General features: G+C 68.2%; 17 protein-coding genes and 1 riboswitch. Of the genes, 9 read left to right on the plus strand and 8 right to left on the minus strand.

What is annotated here, in order from left to right; genetic code table 11:
• Positions 1–19: 19 nt before the first annotated feature.
• The gene (gene ahcY / locus PMI14_RS26700) at positions 20–1,456 is read right to left on the minus strand and encodes an adenosylhomocysteinase (protein ID WP_007859340.1); all 1,437 of its coding nucleotides are present in this window, start codon (positions 1,454–1,456) and stop codon (positions 20–22) included.
• A 78-nt stretch (positions 1,457–1,534) separates the two neighbouring features.
• Positions 1,535–1,613: riboswitch (S-adenosyl-L-homocysteine riboswitch) on the minus strand.
• A 36-nt stretch (positions 1,614–1,649) separates the two neighbouring features.
• A complete protein-coding gene (locus tag PMI14_RS26705; RefSeq protein WP_007859342.1) occupies positions 1,650–2,741 on the minus strand; it encodes a DUF2855 family protein in 1,092 nt (363 codons plus the stop codon).
• A gap of 78 nt (positions 2,742–2,819) precedes the next feature.
• On the opposite strand from PMI14_RS26705, the gene PMI14_RS26710 reads away from it, so the two are divergent.
• The 6 genes from PMI14_RS26710 to PMI14_RS26735 all read left to right on the plus strand — a co-directional run bounded on the left by PMI14_RS26710 (position 2,820) and on the right by PMI14_RS26735 (position 9,064).
• Positions 2,820–3,458 (plus strand): TetR/AcrR family transcriptional regulator, encoded by a 639-nt coding sequence (locus PMI14_RS26710; RefSeq protein WP_007859344.1) that lies wholly within the window; start codon positions 2,820–2,822, stop codon positions 3,456–3,458.
• A 73-nt stretch (positions 3,459–3,531) separates the two neighbouring features.
• Entirely contained in the window at positions 3,532–4,308 is a 777-nt protein-coding gene (locus PMI14_RS26715; RefSeq protein WP_007859346.1) for an SDR family oxidoreductase, read from the plus strand.
• A 297-nt stretch (positions 4,309–4,605) separates the two neighbouring features.
• Complete coding sequence (locus PMI14_RS26720; RefSeq protein ID WP_007859347.1) at positions 4,606–6,234, plus strand: peptide chain release factor 3; 1,629 nt, start codon at positions 4,606–4,608, stop codon at positions 6,232–6,234.
• A gap of 97 nt (positions 6,235–6,331) precedes the next feature.
• Positions 6,332–7,714: a hypothetical protein gene (locus PMI14_RS26725; protein ID WP_007859348.1), complete on the plus strand. Its 1,383-nt coding sequence runs from the start codon at positions 6,332–6,334 to the stop codon at positions 7,712–7,714.
• Between the two features lie 37 nt (positions 7,715–7,751).
• Positions 7,752–8,561, plus strand: a complete 810-nt coding sequence (locus PMI14_RS26730; protein ID WP_007859350.1) for an HAD-IIB family hydrolase — start codon at positions 7,752–7,754, stop codon at positions 8,559–8,561.
• Between the two features lie 20 nt (positions 8,562–8,581).
• Positions 8,582–9,064, plus strand: coding sequence for a DUF1566 domain-containing protein (locus tag PMI14_RS26735; protein ID WP_007859352.1), 483 nt, complete (start codon positions 8,582–8,584; stop codon positions 9,062–9,064).
• A gap of 104 nt (positions 9,065–9,168) precedes the next feature.
• Here PMI14_RS26735 and PMI14_RS26740 read toward each other — a convergent pair whose 3' ends face one another.
• Entirely contained in the window at positions 9,169–10,137 is a 969-nt protein-coding gene (locus tag PMI14_RS26740) for a tripartite tricarboxylate transporter substrate binding protein (RefSeq protein ID WP_007859353.1), read from the minus strand.
• Positions 10,138–10,254: 117 nt separating this feature from the next.
• Positions 10,255–10,686, minus strand: coding sequence for an Lrp/AsnC family transcriptional regulator (locus PMI14_RS26745; protein WP_007859354.1), 432 nt, complete (start codon positions 10,684–10,686; stop codon positions 10,255–10,257).
• Between the two features lie 124 nt (positions 10,687–10,810).
• Here PMI14_RS26745 and ctlX point away from each other — a divergent pair, with 124 nt between their 5' ends.
• A complete protein-coding gene (ctlX, locus tag PMI14_RS26750) occupies positions 10,811–11,740 on the plus strand; it encodes a citrulline utilization hydrolase CtlX (RefSeq protein ID WP_007859355.1) in 930 nt (309 codons plus the stop codon).
• A 24-nt stretch (positions 11,741–11,764) separates the two neighbouring features.
• On the opposite strand, the gene PMI14_RS26755 is transcribed toward ctlX, so the two are convergent.
• The 4 genes from PMI14_RS26755 to uvrA form a co-directional block, all read right to left on the minus strand.
• Positions 11,765–12,112 (minus strand): hypothetical protein, encoded by a 348-nt coding sequence (locus tag PMI14_RS26755; RefSeq protein ID WP_007859356.1) that lies wholly within the window; start codon positions 12,110–12,112, stop codon positions 11,765–11,767.
• A gap of 178 nt (positions 12,113–12,290) precedes the next feature.
• Entirely contained in the window at positions 12,291–12,791 is a 501-nt protein-coding gene (locus PMI14_RS26760; RefSeq protein ID WP_007859365.1) for a hypothetical protein, read from the minus strand.
• Positions 12,792–13,031: 240 nt separating this feature from the next.
• Positions 13,032–13,745, minus strand: coding sequence for a hypothetical protein (locus PMI14_RS33765; protein ID WP_007859367.1), 714 nt, complete (start codon positions 13,743–13,745; stop codon positions 13,032–13,034).
• A gap of 222 nt (positions 13,746–13,967) precedes the next feature.
• Positions 13,968–19,844 (minus strand): excinuclease ABC subunit UvrA, encoded by a 5,877-nt coding sequence (gene uvrA, locus PMI14_RS26775; protein ID WP_007859369.1) that lies wholly within the window; start codon positions 19,842–19,844, stop codon positions 13,968–13,970.
• A 179-nt stretch (positions 19,845–20,023) separates the two neighbouring features.
• Here uvrA and PMI14_RS26780 point away from each other — a divergent pair, with 179 nt between their 5' ends.
• On the plus strand, positions 20,024–21,142 hold the full coding sequence (locus PMI14_RS26780) for an ABC transporter substrate-binding protein (protein ID WP_007859372.1): 1,119 nt from the start codon (positions 20,024–20,026) through the stop codon (positions 21,140–21,142).
• 101 nt (positions 21,143–21,243) lie between these two features.
• Positions 21,244–22,374: an ABC transporter substrate-binding protein gene (locus PMI14_RS26785; protein WP_007859374.1), complete on the plus strand. Its 1,131-nt coding sequence runs from the start codon at positions 21,244–21,246 to the stop codon at positions 22,372–22,374.
• Positions 22,375–22,536 lie beyond the last annotated feature (162 nt).

The following is a 22,536-nucleotide window of genomic DNA, read 5'->3' on the forward strand; positions in this document are numbered from 1 at the left end:
GGCCGGCGGCGACCGCCGATCAGTAGCGGTAGGTGTCGGGCTTGTAAGGGCCTTGCTTGGACACGCCGATGTAGGCGGCCTGTTCGTCGGAGAGTTCGGTCAGCATGGCGCCGACCTTCTTCAGGTGCAGGCGTGCGACCTTTTCGTCGAGGTGCTTGGGCAGCACATAGACCTGGCCGTTCTCGTAGCGGTCCTTGTGCATGAACAGCTCGATCTGGGCGATGGTCTGGTTGGCGAACGAGCTGGACATCACAAAGCTCGGGTGGCCCGTGCCGCAGCCCAGGTTCACCAGGCGGCCCTTGGCCAGCAGGATGATGCGCTTGCCATCCGGGAAGATCACATGGTCCACCTGGGGCTTGATCTCTTCCCACTCGTACTGTTCGAGCGTGGCGACCTGGATCTCGTTGTCGAAGTGGCCGATGTTGCAGACAATGGCCTGGTCCTTCATGGCCTTCATGTGCTCGTGGGTGATCACGTCCTTGTTGCCGGTGGTGGTGACGAAGATGTCGGCCTTGTCGGCAGCGTACTCCATGGTCACGACCTTGTAGCCTTCCATCGCGGCCTGCAGGGCGTTGATGGGGTCGATCTCGGTCACCCAGACCTGGGCCGACAGCGCGCGCAGGGCCTGGGCACTGCCCTTGCCCACGTCGCCGTAGCCGGCCACGCAGGCCACCTTGCCGGCGATCATCACGTCGGTGGCGCGCTTGATGCCGTCCACCAGCGATTCACGGCAGCCGTACAGGTTGTCGAACTTGCTCTTGGTCACCGAGTCGTTGACGTTGATCGCGCGGAACAGCAGCGTGCCCTTGGCGGACATTTCCTTGAGGCGGTGCACGCCCGTGGTGGTTTCTTCGGTCACGCCGATGATCTGGGCGCTCTTGCGGGTGTACCAGGTCGGGTCCACGGCCAGCTTGGCCTTGATCGATGCGTACAGGCAGGTTTCTTCTTCGCTGGTGGGATTGTCCAGCAGCGATGCGTCCTTCTCCGCGCGCTGGCCCAGGTGCATCAGCAGCGTGGCATCGCCACCGTCGTCCAGGATCAGGTTGGGGCCTTCGCCTTCGCTGCCGGCAGGGCCGAAGTCGAAGATGCGGTGGGTGTAGTCCCAGTACTCGGCCAGGGTTTCACCCTTGATGGCGAACACCGGAGTGCCGGTGGCGGCGATGGCCGCGGCGGCATGGTCCTGCGTGGAGAAGATGTTGCACGAAGCCCAGCGCACGTCGGCACCCAGGGCCTGCAGCGTCTCGATCAGCACGGCGGTCTGGATGGTCATGTGCAGGCTGCCGGTGATGCGGGCGCCCTTCAAGGCCTTCTGGGCGGCGAATTCCTCGCGGATGGCCATCAGGCCGGGCATCTCCGTTTCGGCGATGCGGATTTCCTTGCGGCCCCAGGCGGCCAGGCCGATGTCGGCAATGATGCAGTCGGTGTTGACGACCGGGGCGTTGACGCGTGCGTTCATGGTGGTGTGCTCCAAAGCATGTTTGAAAGACCACGTTCAGCGCGGGGATGAGACGGAAGGCTCACTCACCACACGAGAAGTGGATGAGCGTCGTTGCTAGATGACTCCGAGCCTCACGCCCCGCCAGTGCTGGGGACGCTGCAACGCTCCTCGGATGCGCGCATTATAAGTAAAAGCACGCGGCATGCCACGTCTACAGCGTGACGACATGTCCCAGCTGCGGATCGATGCGTCCGGCATGCAGGTCCTCCACCAGCGCCTGCGCAGCGGCAAAGCCCGCGTGCTCCTGCACCCGCATCCAGGGCTGGCGGGCGTCGTTGATGCGCTCGATGAAGGCGCGCTGCGCGGCGTTGAATTTCTGGTTCACCACCTCCGGCCCCCAGTCGGCATTGCGCTTTCGGATCTGCACCGGCGCGAAGTAGAACGCCGGGGCCGGCCCGGGCAAGGCGGTATCGCGCAGGAACTGCGTGTTCTGCGCCGAACCCGCATAGCAGTCGTAGACCAGGGCATCGCCCAGGTGGTGGTGTACCCGCGCGCGCAGGCCCTCGTCGCCCGAAAAGTCCACGTACAGCGTGGGCACGCTCGTCTCCAGCGCCTCCAGCTCGCCATAGGCCACCGTGCGCTCGTAGCAGCCCAGGCCTTGCACGAAGGCGCTGTTGCGTGGCGAGGTGAGCGCCACCCGCTCGATGCCCTCCTGCCTCTGCAGGCAGAACGCGGTGCCGAAGGCCGTCTTGCTCGATGCGCTGGAGAACACCAGGCGCTTCGCACCGAAAAATGCGTTGTCCGAGAGGAAGTCCGCCAGCATGAACGAGGTGATGAACAGCGGGCGCACCAGCATCTGCCAGTTCTCGTCGGCGGCGCGGTAGGCCGGATCGGCGCTGGTTCGCGTGTACTGGTTGTAGGCGGAGGTAAGGCCCTGGCGGTGCTCGGCGCCGTCGTAGAAGCCCCGCGCCGTCACGCGCACCGGCTGCATGCGCAAGTGGCTGGCAATCGGCCAGTAGCCGTAGAAGCGCTCGCCCACGGCCACGCCCTCGACATCGGAGGCCACGACCTCGGCAAAGCCCCAGACCGGCATGTGGCCCCAGCCCGCTTCGCCGGTGGGGAAAAAATCCCAGTACTTCATGGCATCGCCGAAGGCCGCGTAGGTGATGTTGTTCGTCGTCACGGCCACGCGGTCCACGCGCAGCAGGGCCTCGCCGGGCTGCAGCGGTGCCAGGGGCGACTGCACAGTGCGTGTGTGATTCAATGCGTTCTTGTCGGTCAACAGGCGGGTCTGCATGGTCATGGTGTGTCTCCGGTACGGGTGTGAAAAGGCGCTCTGGTCACTGTATGGCGCCGGGCCCTGCCGCGGGTTCGGAAACCGATGAAGGCCCCGCCCGCCACCCCCTCCGCAGCCGCCAGGCCCTTGAAACGGCCGCGCCAGGCGCGTGCCCGCTTCACCGTGCAGGCCATCTACGACGCCTTTGTTCGGATTTGGCAGCGCGACGGCTGGGACCGGCTCACCACGCGCAACGTGGCGCTGGAGACGGGTATCGCCGTGGGCACGCTCTACGACTACTTTCCCAACAAGACGGCCCTGCTCTCAGGCTACGTGCGCCACTGCATCGAAGCCCTGCTCGCGGCCATCGAGCGCGAGGCCGTGCAGCCCGCCGGCCTGCCCTGGGAGGAGCGCATCCACCAGCTGGTGCGCCTGGTCTGCGGCGTGGATGCGCCCGAGCTGCCGACCTTTTACCCCGGGATGCTGGCGCTGGAAGCGCAGATGGCCGAGCCCCGCGACCACCGCCGCGCGCATGAGGAACTCGTCGCCGCGTGGGGCCGGGTGCTGGCGGCCTGCACCGATCTGCCCCGGACGACGGCCCCGGACCTGGCTCGCAAGCTGCACCTGTCCGCCTGGGGCGGGAGGCGCTACGTTCTGCTCCTGCAGCTGGGGCCCGAGGAGATGCGGCAGTGGGCCCATGGCGTGGAACAGCTTTGCTGCGCCGCCATCCGCCAGGCGGACTGAGCTTGTCACCTGCGCGGCTGCTGCGCCCGGCAAGCCGCCCGACACTGGCGCCCTCACACAAGAGGAGCATTCCATGGACCCGAAGGACAAGGTCATCATCGTCACCGGCGGCGCCAGCGGCATCGGCCGCAGCATCGCGCGGCGTTTTGCACAGGAGGGCGCGCGCGCCGTGGTCGTCTCCGACCTGCACCTGGAACCGGCCCAAGCCGTGGCCGACGAGATCGGTGGCCTGGCGGTGCGCTGCGACGTTGCGCGCGAGGCCGACATCAAGGCCCTGGTGGCCACCACGCGCGCGCGCTACGGCCGGGTCGATGCTTACATCTCCAACGCCGGCATCCTGGGCCGCCCAGGTGGCATCGAGCTCGAAGACCCGCTGTGGGACGCGATGTGGAACATCCACGGCATGGCCCATGTCTGGGCCGCCCGCGCCGTGGTGCCCGAGATGGTGGAGCGCGGCGAGGGTTTCTTCCTGGTCACGGCCTCGGCGGCGGGGCTGCTGACCATCGTCGAGTCCGCGCCCTACGCCGTCACCAAGCATGCGGCCGTGGCCTTTGCCGAGTGGCTGCGCATCGCCTACGGCCGCAAGGGCGTGGGTGTCGCCTGCCTGTGCCCGCAGTCGGTGCAGACCGCCATGGTCACGGGCGATGGGGGTTCGGCCTCGCACGACGGCATCCTGCCGCCCGAGCAGGTGGCGGGCGACGTGCTGGCCGCCATGCAGGACGGCCGCTTCCTGGTGCTGCCCCACCCCGAGGTGGCGCAGTACTTCCGCAACAAGGGCCAGGACTACGAGCGCTGGCTGGGCAGCATGCAGAAGATGTACGCGCGCCACGCCCAGGCACAGGAGGCCTGAAACACCCCCTGAGTCGCTTCGCGCCTTCCCCCTCTCTCGACTCGCGGCGCAAGTCGGGAGGGGGACGCTCCCGGTGCGGCGGGGCGGCCCTTGCACGGGAGCACTGGATTGGGCCGCGCCAGTTTCATCCGTCGCGGGTTGCGCGAAGCGCGGTGGAGCAACTCGGATACGGCCGCCGAGGGGCCTGGGCGCGAGCCCGGTAAAATCAGCGGTTTCGGGCGCGTGAGCGCCTGCCGCGCCGACTGCCGTAGGCCCCTGCCGCAGCGAGCTGCCCACCCCCATCTCTTGGAATCCCCTGTGTCCTACGCCCCCGAAACCCGGCGCCGCCGCACCTTTGCCATCATTTCCCACCCCGACGCGGGCAAGACCACGCTGACCGAAAAGCTGCTGCTGTTCTCGGGTGCGATCCAGATCGCCGGTGCCGTCAAGGGCCGCAAGGCCAGCCGCCATGCCACCTCGGACTGGATGGAAATCGAAAAGCAGCGCGGCATCTCGGTGGCTTCCTCGGTCATGCAGATGCTGTACCGCGAGCATGTGATCAACCTGCTCGACACGCCCGGCCACAAGGACTTCTCGGAAGACACCTACCGCGTGCTCACCGCCGTCGACTCGGCGCTGATGGTGATCGACGCGGCCAACGGCGTGGAAGCGCAGACGCGCCGCCTGATCGAGGTCTGCCGCCAGCGCGACACGCCCATCATCACCTTCGTGAACAAGATGGACCGCGAAGTGCGCGACCCGCTGGACATCATGGACGAGGTCGAGCGCGAGCTGGGCATGCCCTGCTGCCCCATGACCTGGCCCGTGGGCCAGGGCAAGGCCTTCGGCGGCATCATCAACCTGCGCAACAAGACCATGACGGTGTTCGAGTCCGGCAGCGAGCGCCGCCCGCAGGACTTCGAGGCCATCCCGCTGTCCGACGAAACCACGCTGCGCGCGCGCTTCGGCGCCGAGTTCGACGCCGCGCTCGAAAGCATGGAACTGGCCGTGGGTGCCTCGCCCGAGTGGGACCACGAGGCCTTCCTGGCCGGCAAGCTGACGCCCGTGTTCTTCGGCTCCGGGGTGAACAACTTCGGGGTGATGGAGGTGCTCGATGCGCTGGTGGACATGGCGCCGCCCCCCGGCCCGCGCGTGAGCACGCTGCAGGTCAACAAGCAGCCCGTGGTCAAGACCATCCAGCCCGAGGACGAGGGCTTTGCCGGTGTGGTGTTCAAGGTGCAGGCCAACATGGACGCCAACCACCGCGACCGCATCGCCTTCGTGCGCGTGGCCTCCGGCAAGTACGTGCCGGGCATGAAGCTCAAGGTGCAGCGCAGCGCCAAGGAGCTGCGCCCCACCTCGGTCGTGACTTTCATGTCGCAGCGCCGCGAGGCGGTGGAAGAGGCCTACGCGGGCGATATCATCGGCTTCACCACACACGGCGGCGTGCAGCTCGGCGACACCATCACCGATGGCGCCAACCTGCAGTTCACCGGCCTGCCGTTCTTCGCACCCGAGATGTTCATGACCGTGGTGCTCAAGAACCCGCTGCGCACCAAGCAGCTGCAGCAGGGCCTGGCCCAGCTGGGCGAGGAAGGCGCCATCCAGGTCTTCAAGCCCGATGCCGGCGGCAACATGCTGCTCGGAGCCGTGGGCCAGTTGCAGTTCGAAGTGGTGCAGCACCGCCTCAAGGCGGAATACGACGCCGACGTGCGCCTGGAAGGCTGCCAGTACACCGGCGCACGCTGGATCACGGCCGACAACGCGGCCGACCTGCGCGCCTTCACCGACGCCTACCCGCTGCGCCTGGCGCACGACGCGGCCGACACGCTGGCCTACCTGTGCACTTCGCCCTACGACGTGCGCCTGGCGCAGGAGCGCTTTCCCAAGATCCACTTCCATCCGCTGCGCGAACACGCCGGGCTGAGCCTGGGCAGCGCGAGCTGAGCCTCTTCCTCCCAGCCATCTCTCAGCCATCGTCCCTCCCATGCGGCACGCCCAGCCCTCGACAGCACGGCCTGCGCTCCGTGGGAGGGCGGCAGGCATGCTGCGGCGTTTCATGCTGGTGCTCGCACTGGGACTGGGCTGCACCCTGGCCGTGGCAGACCCGCCCCGCAGCGGCGCCAGGCCGCCCGCCGCGCCACGCGCGGAAATCCCGCCCGTCCAGGACATCCTGAACATGCCGGTCGGCGACCCGCCCGTGGAATCCATGCACTGGCCCCAGGCGCTGGAGGCATTGGGCCGTCCCCGCGAGGCCGCCGCCCTGCGCCAGGCCCTGCTGCTGCGCTGGCTGGCCAGCCTGCAACCGGCAGGGAACTTCGCCCCGACGACCGAAACCCTGGGCCAGGCCATCGAGTCCGTCGGATCACCCGACAGCACCGCCCGCGCCCGTGACGCCAAGGCCTGGTGGAACGCCCTGCTGGCCCGCCAGCTGCGCATCGCACTGCCCGAGGCCAGCGTGCCCTTGCCTGACGAGATCGGTAGCCTGCAGGAACGCCTGGTGACCCTGCGCCCCGGCGTCTGGGCACTGCGCGACAACGCCAGGGCACCCACCGCCAACCCGACCCCGGGCGTGGCACCAGCGCCCGGCGTCTTCGCCCTGGTGGAACTGCACAACACCGGCAGCAGGGCGCTGGCCCTGGGGCCCTTCGATCTGGAACTGCTGCCGCAGCGTGCTGCGGCCCAAGCGGCCACACCCGCCTGGTCGATGGCCTGCGAGACTCCCCGCTACCAGGCCAAAGCCCCCCTGGCGCCCAACCAGGCCCAGCCCTACCTGTGCCGCGGTCCGGCGCTGCAAGGTGCCGCAGAGGATGCGGGCGCGGTGCTCCTCGCCGCCCAGCAGCAGGGGCGGCTGCGCATCCGGTCCGACGCGCTCGACCGGGAATCCGAGCGCAGTGCGATCGCCACCGCGCTCGCGCAGCCCCGGCAGGACGCGCTGCGCAGCTTCCTGGCCGCCAATGCATCGTGCGAGCAACGCGGAAACTGCGCCGCCCAAGCCCGCGAGGCCCGGGCGCGTGCGGCCAAGGCGGCCTCCGCCAACCAGGCCCGCGAGCGCGAGCGCTGGATCGCCCTGAAATGGTGGGGGGCCATCCTCGCCGGTGCTGCGGTGTATGTCGCCATGGCCCGCTACATCAGCGTGGCAGCCGCCTCGGTCGCCCTGTTCATTGCGCTGGCCATCCCTGCCTACCAAGTCTTCCAATCGGCGCGGACCATGAACACGGCCGACAACTGGGGCGGCTTTGTCGTGATCCCGATGATGGGCCTGGCCATCCTGGTCCCCATCGTGGTGCCGCCCATTGCAGCCTGGATCTACCGCACCGCCGCCAACCGCCAGGACCGCCGCCGGACCCTTCAGACGATCGGCTACGTCGTGGTCACGGTCCTCGCCATCGCCTTGATCAACCGCATCCTGGACCTGCTGTTCTGACCCGGCTACGCCGGTCCCATTTTTTGTCCCCGCCTTCATGCATCCTCTGACCCACTGGCACATCGCAGCCACCCCTCCCCTGCTCGGCGTCTTCACCGACATCGACGACACGCTGACCACCGACGGTGCGATCACGCCCGACGCCCTCCAGGCCCTGGGCGCGCTGCGCGCCGCCGGCCTGCACGTCATCCCCATCACCGGCCGGCCGGTCGGCTGGAGCGAGCCCTTCGCGCTGGGCTGGCCCGTGGACGCCATCGTGGCCGAGAACGGCGCCGTGGCGCTGCGCCGCGTGGACGGCCCTGCGGGCCCAACCCTGGCCAAGACCTACCAGCAGGACGGGCCCACCCGCACGACCAACTACGCACGCATGCAGGAGGTGCTGGCGCAGGTGGAGCGCGAGGTGCCGGGGGCCCTGCGCGCCACCGATTCGCCCGGGCGCGAGACCGACATCGCCATCGACCACAGCGAGTTCACGCAGCTGCCGCAGCAGGCCATCGACGCCGCCGTACAGCGCATGCGCGCGGCCGGGATGAACGCCACGGTGAGCAGCATCCACATCAACGGCTGGTTCGGCGCCCACAACAAGCTCGAAGGCGCGCGCTGGATCGTGCGCGAGCTGTTCGGCCGCGACCTCGATGCCGAGATCGGCCGCTGGGTCTATGTGGGCGACTCGACCAACGACCAGCTCATGTTCCAGCACTTTGTGCACAGCGTGGGCGTGGCCAACATCGCGCGCTTCGTGCCGCAGCTGGCCCATCTGCCGCGCTACGTGACCGCGGGCGAGCGCGGCGCTGGCTTCAGCCAGGTGGCGCAACACATCCTGGCCGGCATGGCGGCCACTGCCTGACGGCGCCGACCTCTGCGCACATGGCCCGGCGCAAGCGCTTCGCCATCGCCTGGCTCGCTCTCGGCCTGTGCGCCCTGGGTGGGTACCTGTGGACGGCCCAGCACACGCCCGGCCGGTTTTCCGTGCGCGCCGGCGGCCAGGAAGTGCATGACCGCAGCACCGGCCTGACCTGGCGCCGCTGCACCGAGGGCATGCGATGGAGCGGCGTGGGCTGCACGGGCGAGCCCCGCACCTTCACCCAGATCGAGGCGACCGAGCATGCCGCGCAGCAGACCGGCTGGCGGCTACCCACGGTCGGCGAGCTGCACACGCTGGTGGACGCGGGGCGCCGCAACCCGGCCATCGATACCCAGGCGTTCCCCGACACGCCACCCGACTGGTTCTGGAGCGCGAGCCAGGCCAACAGCCGCATCACCCATGCCTGGCTGGTGCATTTCGGCGAAGGCCGGGCCAACATGGCGCTGCGGCTCAACCACCTGCCGGCGCGCCTGGTCAGGCGCTGAGGACCTGCAGCGCCCGGGTCCATGTGACGATCACGCGCGATGGGGTTGACGGTGCCGAAGCAGTGCCGGCAGCAGACCCCAGGCCAGGTCGACGGAGCCGGCCTTCAGGACGGTTTGGCCAGGCCCAGCTTCTCCACCAGCGCCTTTTCGCGCGCAAAGGTGTCCTGCGCGAACTTCTGGTAGGCCGAGGTGCTCATGTACATGGGCACCATGTCGTAGCGGGCCAGGGCTGTGCGGTAGCTCTCCTGCTCCATGGCCTTCTTGAAGGCATCGTGCAGGCGCTTGACCATGGCGTCGGGCGTACCCTTGGGTGCGCCGATGCCGAACGGCGAGTTCTGCACCAGATTGAGGCCCAGTTCCTTGAGCGTGGGTGCATCGGGGAACTTGGCCAGGCGCTCGGCCCCCCAGGTGTTGAGCACGCGCAGCTTGCCGGCCTCGACCTGGGGCGCAAAGCCCGTGGAGTCGGCCGCGGCCATGATCTGCCCGCCCAGGATGGATTGCATCAGGTCGGCGCTGCCCTTGTAGGGCACGTGCAGCAACTCCAGCCCCAGTTGCTGGGCGATGAGCTCCATGGTCAGGTGCGGGCTGGTCATGGTGCCGGTGGAGCCGTAGCTGAGCTTGCCGGGATTGGCCTTGGCCCAGGCCACGAAATGCGTCCAGGTCTTGAGCTGCGAATCGGCCGGGACCACCAGACCGAAGGCGTAGCCGGTCACGTTGAGCACGTAGCTGATGTCCTTGACCGGGTCCCAGCTGATCTTGGTGGTGTAGGGCAGGCGGAACACGCCCAGCGGAATCTGCGCGATGGTGTAGCCGTCGGCCGCGGAGCCCTGCAGCTGCTGGGCGGGCAGCGTGCCGCCGGCGCCGGGCTTGTTTTCCACGATCACGGGCTGGCCCAGGATTTTGCCGGCGTTGTCAGCCAGGGAGCGCATGGTGATATCGGTGGGCCCACCCGCCGGGAAGGCGATCACCAGCTTGATCGGCTTGGCCGGAAAACTCTGGGCCCGGGCCAGCAGGGTGGCCGGAGCGACCGCGGCGGCGGCACCCCACTGGATGATCTGACGGCGACGCTGCATGGTGGAATCCTTGGAAGACATAGATCCCTGCATTGGACTGCAGTCCCGTCGCCATGGGCATGCAGGAAACTCCCTAGCAAGTGTCACGCAGGCGCCTGCCACGGGTGCCGCATGCGCTCAGGCCTTGTAGGTGGACAGCAGGATGCTGGTCTCCGTGTTGCCGATGCCCGGCGTGAGGCGGATGCGCCCCAGCGCCATGTCGAAGGCCTCCAGGCTCTCGGCCCGCACCTCGGCCACGATGTCCCAGCGGCCGTTGGTGCTGTGCAGGGTGTCCACGGCCGGCTCGCCACGCAGCGCGCGGATGACATCGGGCGCGGCATTGCCCTCCACCGCGATGCTCATCCAGGCGCGTATGCGCTGGGGTTCCGAATCGGGGCGCAGGCGCACGGTGTAGCCCGTGATCACACCGCTCTCCTGCATCTTGCGCAGGCGGTTCTGTACCGTGCCGCGGGAGATGCGCAGCTTCTGCGCCAACACGGCCACGGGGGTGCGGGCATCGGTGCGCAGGATGCCGATGATTTGGCGGTCGGTGTCGTCGATAGTGGCCATAGTGATCCATAGCATTGGCAATATGCCAATTTTCAGCGCATTTTGACCAGGATGATGGCTTTTCTGTAGCGCTCCCCATGCCGAGAATTCCAGGGATTGCATCCCAACCTGTCCGTCCCCGTCCATGCCCCAACCCTCTGCCCAAGCCCCTGCCGCGGTCGTGATGGTGCGCCCGCACCGCTTCCACCCCAATCCAGAAACCGCCGCTGACAACGCCTTCCAGTCGCCCGCCGACCAGGCAGCCGACGCCATCGCCAGCCTTGCCCATGCCGAAGTGACAGCCGCCGCGGCCCGGTTGCAGGCAGCCGGCGTGCGCGTGCACCTGTTCGAGGACCTGGGCGAGCGCGGTACGCCGGACGCGGTGTTTCCCAACAACTGGTTCTCGACCCATGCGGGCGGGCATGTGGCCCTGTACCCGATGTTTGCCGAGAGCCGCCGGCGTGAGCGGCGTGCCGACGTGATCGAGATGCTCAAGGCCGAGTACCGCGTGCAGGACGTGATCGACTACTCGGGCCTGGAGGCCGACGGCATGTTCCTCGAGGGCACTGGCGCGATGGTGCTCGACCACATCGAGCGCGTGGCCTACACCGCGCAGTCCAACCGCGCCGACCCGGTGGCATTGGAGCGCTTTTGCACCCACTTCAACTACGAACCCATGGCCTTTGCCACGACCGACGCACAGGGGATGCCGTGCTACCACACCAACGTGATGCTGTGCGTGGGCACCGACTTCGCGCTCGGCGGCTTCCACCTGGTCAGCGACCCGGTACGCCGCCAAGCCGTGTGCGAGCGCCTGGCCGAATCCGGCCGCACCTTGATCGAACTGAGCGCGCAGCAGATCGGCGATTTCGCGGGCAATGCGCTGGAGCTCACAGGCAAAGAGGGCCGGGTGCTGGCCCTGTCGGCACGCGCAGCAGCCAGTCTCACTGCAGCGCAGAAAGCCGTGATCGAGCGCAGCGCCGCCCTGCTGCCGCTGGCGGTGCCCACCATCGAGCTCGCGGGTGGATCGGTGCGCTGCATGCTGGCAGGCATCCACCTGGCGCGCAGGGGGTGACACCGGGGGAACCGCGGTGCGCCCTCAGCGGGGCGGGGCTTCTGCATCCAGTTGCGCATCGCACCCCACCCCGGCGGCAATCGAACGCCGGGCCCAGGCGCCGATGGCGCGCACCAGCCAGGGATGGCGGATACGCGTCACCCCGCCCGGGTCGGACACCATGCCGCACAGGTAGCGGCCCTCGCCATCGCTCCAGCGCAATGCCACGCACGCACCAGTGCGCCGGCGCGACACCAGCACCCCCACCGGGCAGGGCTCAGACAGGCAGCACAGGCCGCAGCCGTTGCAGGGCGCGCCCTCGGCGGGCTTGGGTGGTGCCTCGGGGTGCAGCCACACCACCTGGGGCGACGGCGAAGGGGACGAAGGCGGCATGGGGGATGGCGGGGGGAAGGCCACGCCATTGTGACGGCGATGCAGCAAAAAAGAGACCCCGTCCATCTCCAGGATGGGCGGGGTCAATGACCGGGTGGAGCGGACTCGCCGGCCGAGGGGGGAAACAGGTGGGAGGGGAGCAAGGGCGGCGCAGGCCGCGAAGGCGATCGCTGGCGCGTCAGCAGCCCAGCGGGCGGTTGGGGCGCATGGGGATCACGCCGCTCACCCGCAGGGTGTTGGCGGAGCCATCGGTGGCCGTGAGCGTCTTGCTGGTCAGGCGCACCTGGTTGCTGTCACGTGCGACCACCGTGTCCACGGTATCGCCGTTGCTGTATTCCTTGCCGGCAAAGGTCACGAAGATCTGGTGCAGGCCGGTGGCATCCGGGCGGTAGCGCACGTCACCAAAGGCCGTTTCGGTCGAACCGACCTTTCTCGCGCCATCGAAGCGGAAGGTGCACAGCTCGGGCACGGAACCAATCGGGTTCTTCTTGTCGACCTCGGTCAGATTGAGCGCACCGTTGCCGTACACGCCGTTGAGTCCGGACAGGGAGGCATTCGTCACCGTGAGCACCCCCGGCTCGTTGCTGGGTGTGGGTTCGTCGCTGTTGCCCCCACCGCAGGCGACAAGCAGCGCGCTGGCAGCGGCGATGGCAGAACAGGTCTTGAGGAGGGAGTTCATGGCGAGCGGCTTTGTCGTGTGGAGGTGGGGGTATCGTAGGAGCGGGGTCTTGCCGCTGGCGTGCGCCAACGCCCCTGTCGTGCGTAGGACCTTCGCCTACACGGAAAAGGGCAGGCAGCATCCGCAAAAAAGCCCGCCTCCCAGAGGGAAGCGGGCCACGGAACCAGTCGCAGTCGCAGTCGCAGGACCGGCCAAGGGGGAAACCACCGGATGTGCGCAGGAGCCGCCTGCGCCCCCGGGTCAGCAATTAGCATTGCGGGTAGCGTGCAGGGGAATGATGGCCGTCAGCTTCAGGGTATCGGTGGAACCGTCGGTGGCCCCCATGGTCTTGCTGGTGAAACGCACCAGGTTGCCGCTGCGGTCCACCAGGGTGTCCACCGAGTCGAGGCTGGCGTACTCCTTGCCGTTGAAGGTCAGGAACGCGAAATACAGGCCCGTGGCCGAAGGACGGTAGGTGATCTTGCCGAAGGCGGTAGGCACGCCTTGGACGCCCGCAGCAGGAGCCGCGCCGGTGAGCGAGACAGGTGCGGTGATGTTGCCGACCATAGCGGCCTGCGTGGTGGAGGTACCGACAATGGAGACAGGCGTGGTGGTCACGTCCACCACCGTGTTGGTGGTAGCGCCGGCCGTAGCGGTGGGATCTACCTTATCGGCACCCATGAACTTGTAGGCGCAGGTGGCGGGCTTTGCGCCCATGGCTTCCTGGTAGTACACCTCGCTCAGCGTGAGCTGGCCGTTGCCATAGACCCCGTTCAGGCTGGGGATGGTTGCATCGGTGACCGTCAGAACACCGGGCTCGGTGCTGGGATCGGCATCGACGACGGCGGCGGCGACTTCATTGCTGCTGGTGCTGCTGAAACTGCCACTTCCACCGCCACCGCCACCACCGCCGCAGGCAGTGAGCAGTACCGATACGAGGGCCAGGGCAGTCAGGGTTGGAGTGTGTGAGGTCATGGCAGTAGGCGGGTAGTTAAGGGGTAGATCAGGGCTTTTGGGCTTGGCGCCTTTCCGCCGTTACCCATGAAACGAAGAGTAGGTTTTTCCCCTCTTTCGCCGCGTGCGCCGAGTTCCGCGCCTACCGTAGGACTTCGCCCAACCCCTGCGTGGGTTGGGCCCCCGGTCCCCTGTCCCTGCCCTGTCTGCCGTACAGAGCGGTTTTCGCTATCCCCTTGCGCCTCAGCGCGCCAGCACCGGCGCCAGCGCCTTCCCCGTGTGCGTACCCAGTTTCACCACCGCTTCCGGTGGCGCGGCGGCCACGATGCGCCCCCCTTCCTTGCCCCCTTCGGGCCCCAGGTCGATGATCCAGTCGGCCTCGGCGATCACATCCAGGTCGTGCTCGATCACCACCACGCTGTGCCCGCCGTCGACCAGGCGGTGCAGCACGCGGATGAGCTTGTCCACGTCGGCCATGTGCAGGCCGACGGTGGGCTCGTCGAGCACGTAGAGCGTGTGCGGTGCCTTCTGGCCACGCCGGCCCACTTCGTCGCGCACCTTGGTGAGCTCGGTCACGAGCTTGATGCGCTGAGCCTCACCGCCCGAGAGCGTGGGCGAGGGTTGGCCCAGCGTGAGGTAGCCCAGGCCCACATCCTTGAGCAACTGGAGCGGATGCGCGATGGAAGGCATGGAGGCAAAGAAGTCCACGGCCTCGTCCACCTCCATCTGCAGCACGTCGCCGATGCTCTTGCCACGCCAGGTCACGGCCAGCGTCTCGGGGTTGAAGCGCGCGCCGTGACAGGCCTCGCAAGGCACCTTCACGTCGGGCAGGAAGCTCATGGCGATGGTGCGGATGCCCTGCCCTTCGCAGGTCGGGCAACGGCCCTCGCCGGTGTTGAAGCTGAAGCGCCCGGCCGCATAACCGCGCGCCTTGGCTTCCAGCGTCTCGGCAAACAGCTTGCGGATGGTGTCCCAGAAGCCGATGTAGGTCGCAGGGCAAGAACGCGGCGTCTTGCCGATGGGCGTCTGGTCCACTTCCAGCACCCGGTCCACCGACTCGAAGCCTGCCAGGCCCGTGCAGCCCACCAGGGCTGGTGCCTTGCCCGCGTCCATGGCGTCGCGCCCGGCCTTGGTGGAGCGCTGCTGCACCCAGGCCTGCACGTTGCTGAGCAGCACGTCGCGCGCCAGCGTGGACTTGCCCGAGCCGCTCACGCCCGTGACCGCCACCAGGCGGTGCAGCGGCACCGTCGCTGTCACGTTCTGCAGGTTGTGCAGGTGCGCGCCATGCACGGTGAGCCAGCGGATGGCGGCGCGCGCCTTGGCATCGTCCAGGGCCTGCGCAGTGAGCGCCGCAGCCTGGGCTGCGCGCTTCTTGACCGCTGCGCTCTGCCGCCCCTTGGGCGCTTCCACAGGTTCGCCCAAGGCCGCGTCGGCGGCGCTCAGCTCGCTCGGCTGCATGCTGCGGCGCAGCTGCAGCGGGTGCTTCATGGCGTGCAGCAGGTAGCGGCCGGTCTGCGAATCGCCGGCCGCCGTGATGTCGGCCACGCTGCCCTGCGCCACCAGGCGGCCGCCGCGCTTGCCGGCACTCGGGCCGATGTCGATGATGTGGTCGGCACGGCGGATGGTGTCCTCGTCGTGCTCCACCACCACCAGCGTATTGCCCTTGTCGCCCAGCTTGTGCAGGGCGTTGAGCAGGATCTGGTTGTCGCGCGCATGCAGGCCGATGGTGGGCTCGTCGAGCACGTAGCACACGCCCTGCAGGTTGCTGCCCAGCTGTGCCGCCAGGCGGATGCGCTGTGCCTCGCCGCCCGAGAGCGTGGGCGCGCCGCGGTCCAGCGTGAGGTAGCCCAGGCCCACCTCTTCGAGGAATTCGAGGCGGCTCTTGATCTCGGGCACCAGGTCGCGCGCAATGTCGGCCTCGCGCCGGGTCATGCCACCTTCAATCTGCAGCGTCTCGACCCAGCGGCGCACGTCGGTGACGGACAAGGCCGCGATGTCGGTGATGCCGATGCCCGCAAAGCGCACGGCGCGCGCCGTGGCGTTCAGGCGCGTTCCCTGGCAGCCCGGGCACGCCGTGTCGGCCAGGTCCTCGACCTCGGGCTCGGCAAAGGTCTGCTCGCGGCCCTTCTCGTTGTCGTCCTGCACCGAATCGTCGAAGACCTTGCGCTGGTCCTTGGTGAGCTTGACGCCCGTGCCCACGCAATCGGGGCACCAGCCGTGCTTGCTGTTGTAGCTGAACAGGCGTGGGTCGAGTTCGGCGTACGAGGTCGCGCACACCGGGCAGGCGCGCTTGGTCGAGAACGCCTGCAGCGTGCCGATGGCCGCCGTGGGCGTACCGGCAAGCATGGCTTCGCGCAGGCCTTCTAGGCTGCTGAGCACGTGCACCACGCCCTTGCCATGCGTGAGCGCCTGCGCCAGCGATTCGCGCAGCAGCGCCTCACCCTCGGCCGACACGTCGATGCTGGCCACGGGCAGCTCGATGGTGTGCTCCTTGAAGCGGTCGATGCGCGGGAACCCCGTGGTGGGCAAAAAGTTGCCATCCACCCGCAGGTGGGTGAAGCCGCGCGGGCGCGCCCAGTCGGCCAGTTCGGTGTACACGCCCTTGCGGTTCATCACCAGCGGCGCGAGCAGGCCGATGTGCTGGCCACGGAAAGTGCGCAGCAATTGCGCGGCAATGCTCTCGGGCGTCTGCGGTTGCACGGCGGCGCCGTCCTTCACGCAGTGCTGCGTGCCGAGCTTGACGTACAGCAGGCGCAAAAAGTGCCAGACCTCGGTGGTGGTGCCCACGGTGGACTTGCGCCCGCCGCGCGACAGGCGCTGCTCGATGGCCACGGTGGGCGGGATGCCGTAGACCGCGTCCACCTCGGGCCGGCCCGCGGGCTGCACGATGCTGCGCGCATAGGCGTTGAGCGATTCGAGGTAGCGGCGCTGCCCTTCGTTGAACAGGATGTCGAAGGCCAGCGTGGACTTGCCCGAGCCGCTGACCCCCGTCACCACGTTGAAGCGGCCGCGCGGGATGTCGACGCTCAGGTTCTTGAGGTTGTGCTCCTTGGCGTTGATGATCTCGATCGCATTCTTCGAGGTGTCGGCCTGGCCGGCATGCGCCAGCCGCTGCTGGCGCCGCAGCACCGCCGCCTTCTCGTGCACCGAATGGCCGCCGGCGCCCAGCGCCAGCTCGTAGTCGCGCAGCGCCTGGCCGGTGTGCGAGGTGGCGTGCTGGCGCACGTCCTCGGGCGTGCCCTCGGCCACCAGCAGGCCGCCGCCGTCGCCGCCTTCGGGGCCCAGGTCGATGAGCCAGTCGCTGGCGCGGATCACGTCCAGGTTGTGCTCGATCACGATCAGCGAGTGCCCGGCGTCGATGAGCTTGCGCAGTGCGCGCATGAGCTTGGCGATGTCGTCGAAGTGCAGGCCCGTGGTCGGTTCGTCGAACAGGAACAGCGTGCCCTTGCGTGCCACGGCCTGGCGCGATTTGGCCGCTGTGCGCGCCGCCTCGGCCAGGAAGCCCGCAAGCTTGAGGCGCTGGGCCTCGCCGCCCGAGAGCGTGGGCACGGGCTGGCCCAGGGCCACGTACTCGAGCCCCACGTCCACGATGGGCTGCAGCGCACGGATCACGTCGCGGTCGCTGGCGAACAGGTCGGCGGCCTCGGCCACCGTGAGGGCCAGCACGTCGGCCACGTTGAGCGCACGGCCACCGCGCTCGATGGTGATCTCCAGGATCTCGGGGCGGTAGCGCTTGCCGTCGCAGTCAGGGCAGCGCAGGTACACGTCGGAGAGGAACTGCATCTCCACATGCTCGAAGCCCGAGCCGCCGCAGGTCGGGCAGCGCCCGTCGCCGCTGTTGAAGCTGAACTTGGCGGCGGTGTAGCTGCGCTGTTTAGCCAGCGGCGCCACGGCGAACAGTTCGCGGATGCTGTCCCACGCACCTACGTAGCTCACGGGGTTGGAGCGCGCAGTCTTGCCAATGGGCGACTGGTCCACGAACACCACGTCCGACAGGTGGTCGGCGCCCAGCATGCGCTCGTGCGCGCCCGGCGAATCGGTGGCCTTGCCGAAGTGGCGCAGCAGCGCGGGGGCCAGCACGTCCTGGATCAGGCTCGACTTGCCCGAGCCGCTGACGCCGGTCACGGTGACCAGGCGCTGCAGCGGGAACTCTACCGACACGTCCTTCAGGTTGTGCTCGCGCGCGCCTTCGAGGACCAGGCGCGGCGTGGCCTCGGTCACCATGCGCTTGAAGCCGAAGCCCACGTGCTTGCGCCCGCTCAGGTAGGCGCCGGTCAACGTGTCGGCATGGCGCAGGTCGGCCGTGGTGCCGTCGAACACGATCTGCCCGCCCAGACGGCCGGGGCCGGGGCCCATGTCGATCATGCGGTCGGCCGCGAGCATCACGGCCGGGTCGTGCTCCACCACCACCAGGGTATTGCCCGCATCGCGCAGGCGCAGCATGGCCTCGGTGATGCGGTGCATGTCGCGCGGGTGCAGGCCGATGCTGGGCTCGTCGAGCACGAACAGCGTATTGACCAGCGAGGTTCCGAGCGCCGTGGTCAGGTTGATGCGCTGCACCTCGCCGCCGCTCAGGGTGCGGCTCTGCCGGTCCAGCGTGAGGTAGCCGATGCCCACGTCGCACAGGTACTTGAGGCGCGTGGTGATCTCCTCGAACAGCAGCTTCAGGGCCTGGGTCTCACCCTCGTTGCCCTGTGCACCCTCGGCCACGAAGTCGATGCGGTCGAAGAAGCGGCGCAGCCGGTCGATGGGCAGCAGCATCAGGTCGTGCAGGCACAGGCCGGGCAAGGCCTCGAGCTGTGCGCGGCTCCATTTCACGCCCTCGGGCAGGAAGCGCCGGCCGGGTTCCAGCACCGCGTCGGCCGCGTCCTTGCTGCCGATACGCCACTGCAGGCTCTCGGTCTTGAGGCGCGCACCGGCGCAGGTGGGGCACGGCGTGTAGCTGCGGTACTTGGACAGCAGCACGCGGATGTGCATCTTGTAGGCCTTGCTCTCCAGGTACTCGAAGAAGCGCTTGATGCCGTACCACTGCTTGCTCCACTGCCCGTCCTTGTAGCCCGGCGTGCCGCCGATGACCCACTTCTTCTGGTCCTCGGTGAGCTTGTTCCACGGCGTGTCGCGCGGGATGCCGGCGCTCTCGGCATGGCGCATGAGGTCGTCCTGCGCCTCTTTCCAGGCCGGAGTCTGGATGGTCTTGATGGCGCCGGCACGCAGGGTGAGCTTGTCGTTGGGGATGACGAGGCCATAGTCCACCCCGATCACGCGGCCGAAGCCGCGGCAGGTCTCGCAGGCGCCCACGGCGGAATTGAACGAGAACATCGACGGGATCGGGTCGCTGTAGCGCAGGTCGCTGTCCGGGCAGTGCAGGCCCGTGGAAAAGCGCCACAGCTCGGGCTCGGCCTCGGGTGCGTCGGCCAGGCGGTAGACGTTGAGGCGCCCGGTGCCGCGCTTCAAGGCCACCTCGATGGCCTCGATCACGCGCGCCTTCTCGGCATGGCCCAGGCGGAAGCGGTCGGCCACCACGTCGAGCAGCTTGCGCGGGCCGGTGGGCGTGGCCACCTCGCGCTCGGCCTGCACCTTGGTGAAGCCGCTGGCCGACAGCCACTGCTCGACCTGCTCGGCCGAGGTGTTGGCGGGCAGCTCGACGGGGAAGGTCAGCACGACGCGCGGATCGCCGCCCGCGGCGCAGCGGCGCTGCAGCTCGGCGTAGATGGTCTCAGGGCTGTCGTGGCGCACCGGCTGGGCGGTCTCGCGGTCGAACAGCTGGCCAGCACGTGCAAACAACAGCTTCAGATGGTCGTTGAGCTCGGTCATCGTGCCCACGGTGGAGCGCGAGCTGCGCACCGGATTGGTCTGGTCGATGGCGATGGCCGGCGGCACGCCCTCGACCTTGTCCACGGCCGGCTTGTCCATGCGGTCCAGGAACTGGCGCGCGTAGGCGCTGAAGGTCTCCACATAGCGGCGCTGGCCTTCGGCATACAGGGTGTCGAAGACCAGGCTGGACTTGCCCGAGCCGCTCGGGCCCGTGACCACCGTGAGCTCCCCGGTGCGGATGTCCAGATCCAGGTTCTTGAGGTTGTGCTGGCGTGCGCCGCGGATACGGATCAGTCCCTGGGTCATGGAAGCAGTCTTTCGAGGTGAGGCGGGACATTCTAGGCACCGCCATCGCTCCCGTCCGGCCCCCTCGCAATACCCCCAGGCCTGACATCTGCTGACAAGTCCTGTCACGGCGTCGGGTTATGCCCGCTCGCCCGGCGCGAACATCTCTTAGAGTCACCCTCAATTCCAAGGAGACAACCATGAACAACACATGGAAACAATGGGGGGCGACCGCAGCCCTGGCCACCGTGCTGTGCGGCACAGGCCACGCGCAGATCCTGATCGGCCAGACGGCGGGTTACTCGGGCACGGTGGCAGCAGGGGTCAAGGAGACGGCCGATGGCGCCATGCTCTTCATCGATGCCGTCAACGCCAAGGGCGGCGTCAATGGCCAGAAGATCGAGATCGTCTCGATGGACGACAAGTTCGACCCCAAGCTGGCCGCCGACAATGCCCGCAAGCTGATCGAGGAAAAGAACGTGCTGGCCATGTTCCTCACGCGCGGCACGCCCCATACCGAGGCCATGATCCCCCTGCTGGACAAGCATGGCGTGGCGCTGGTGGGGCCCTCCACCGGCGCCATGGTGCTGCACCAGCCCGTGCGCAAGAACATCTTCAACGTGCGCGCTACCTACCAGCGCGAGGCAGAAAAGGCCATGACCCACCTGGCCTCGATGGGCATCACCCGCATTGCCCTGGTCTATGCCGACGACAGCTTTGGCGCCGACGGCCTCGCCGGCGCCCAGAAGGGCCTGGCCGCCAGCAAGCTGACGGCCACCGTGCTGGAAAAGTTCGACCGTGCCAAGCCGGACTTCGCCCCGATTGCCGCCAAGGTCGCCAAGGCCCAGGCGCAGGCCGTACTGATGATCGCCTCGGGCTCGGCCGTGGTGGATGCGGGCAACGCCATCCGCAGCGCCGGCTCGGCTGCCCAGATCGTGACCCTGTCCAACAACGCGTCGGGGGGCTTCATCAAGAGCCTGGGCACCAACGCCCGCGGCGTGATCGTGACCCAGGTGTACCCCAACGAGCGGGCTGTGACCTATGGCATGGTCAAGGAAGCACAGACGCTGGCCAAGGCCAAGGGCGTGGCCGAGATCAGCCCCGCCATGCTCGAAGGCTTTGCCGCCGCCAAGGTGCTGGTCGAAGGCCTCAAGCGCGCCGGCCCCAAGCCCACGCGCGAGAAGGTCCAGATGGCGCTGGAGGGCATCCGGAAGTTCGACCTTGGCGGACTGGAGCTGAGCTATGGCCCCGACGACCACACGGGCCTGGATTTCGCCGACCTGTCCATCATCGGCACCGACGGCAAGTTCCGCCGCTGAAGCGGCGCCGGGGCTCACCTGGCAGGGATCAGGTAAAGCCCCGGCTACCTTTTGTCACACCTTCGGCCTACACTGTCGCGCTACCTACCACCAGGGTCCGTATGAAGCACCTTGCCGCCCTTCCCCTGAACACGGCCTGCGCCGCGCTTGCCCTGCTGGTCCTGGGGAGTAGTCCGGCCCAGGCGCAGATCCTCATCGGCCAGACCGTGGGCGTGACCGGCTCGGCCGCCGCCACGGTGCAGGAGTCCATGAAGGGTGCATCGCTCTACATCGACCACGTCAACGCACGGGGCGGCGTCGGCGGGCAGAAGGTCGAGGTCATCACGCTCGACGACAAGTTCGACCCCAAGCTGACCCTGGAGAACACGCGCACGCTGATCGAGCAGAAGGGTGTGATCGGCCTGTTCATGACGCGCGGCACGCCGCACACCCAGGGCATCGTGCCGGTGCTGGAGCAGCACGGCGTGGCCCTGGTGGGCCCATCGACCGGCGCCATGGTGCTGCACAAGCCGGTGCTCAAGTACGTGTTCAACGTGCGCGCCACCTACCAGCGCGAGGTCGAAAAAGCCATCACCCACCTGAACACCCTGGGCATCAAGCAGATCGGCGTGGTGCACGTGGACGACACCTTCGGTGCCGACGGGCTGGCAGGCGCCCAGGCGGGCTTCAAGGCCAACAGCATCGAGGCCTTGTTCGTCGAGAAGTTCGACCGCGCCAAGCCCGACTACTCCGCCATCGCTCCGCGCGTGGCACAAAAGCAGCCGCAGGCGGTGATCTTCATCGGCACCGGCGCAGCCGTGGTGGACGGCATCAAGGCGCTGCGCGCCGCGGGCGTCACCGGACAGATCGTGACCCTGTCGAACAACGCCTCGGGCGGCTTCGTGAAGGCCCTGGGCGACAGCGCGCGCGGCGTGGTGGTGACGCAGGTCTTCCCCTCCGAGCGCTCGCTCAACTACCCGCTGATCAAGGAGGCCATGGACCTCGCCAAGGCCGGCGGCGTGAGCGAACTCACCCCCGCCATGGTCGAGGGCTTCGTGAGCGCCAAGGTGCTGGTGGAAGGCCTCAAGCGCGCCGGCGCCAAGCCCGACCGCGCCAAGCTGCATGCGGGCCTGGAAGGCATCCGCAACTGGGACATGGGCGGCCTGACACTGTCCTTCAGCGCCACGGACCATTCAGGCCTCGATTTCTCCGACCTCTCCATCATCGGCCCCGACGGTAGATTCAAGCGGTAGCGGCGGTATAGCCATCAGCCCATCCGGCTGGCATTGGACCGCAGCACAGGCCCACGGCGTGTGAAACTGGCGCAGCCGAGGCCAGCGCTCCCGCGCAAGGGCCGCCCCGCCGCGCTGGGAGCGTCCCCCTCCCGACTCGCATAGCGAGTCGAGAGAGGGGTG

Source organism: Acidovorax sp. CF316 (assembly GCF_000276605.1).
Taxonomy (GTDB): Bacteria; Pseudomonadota; Gammaproteobacteria; order Burkholderiales; family Burkholderiaceae_C; genus Acidovorax.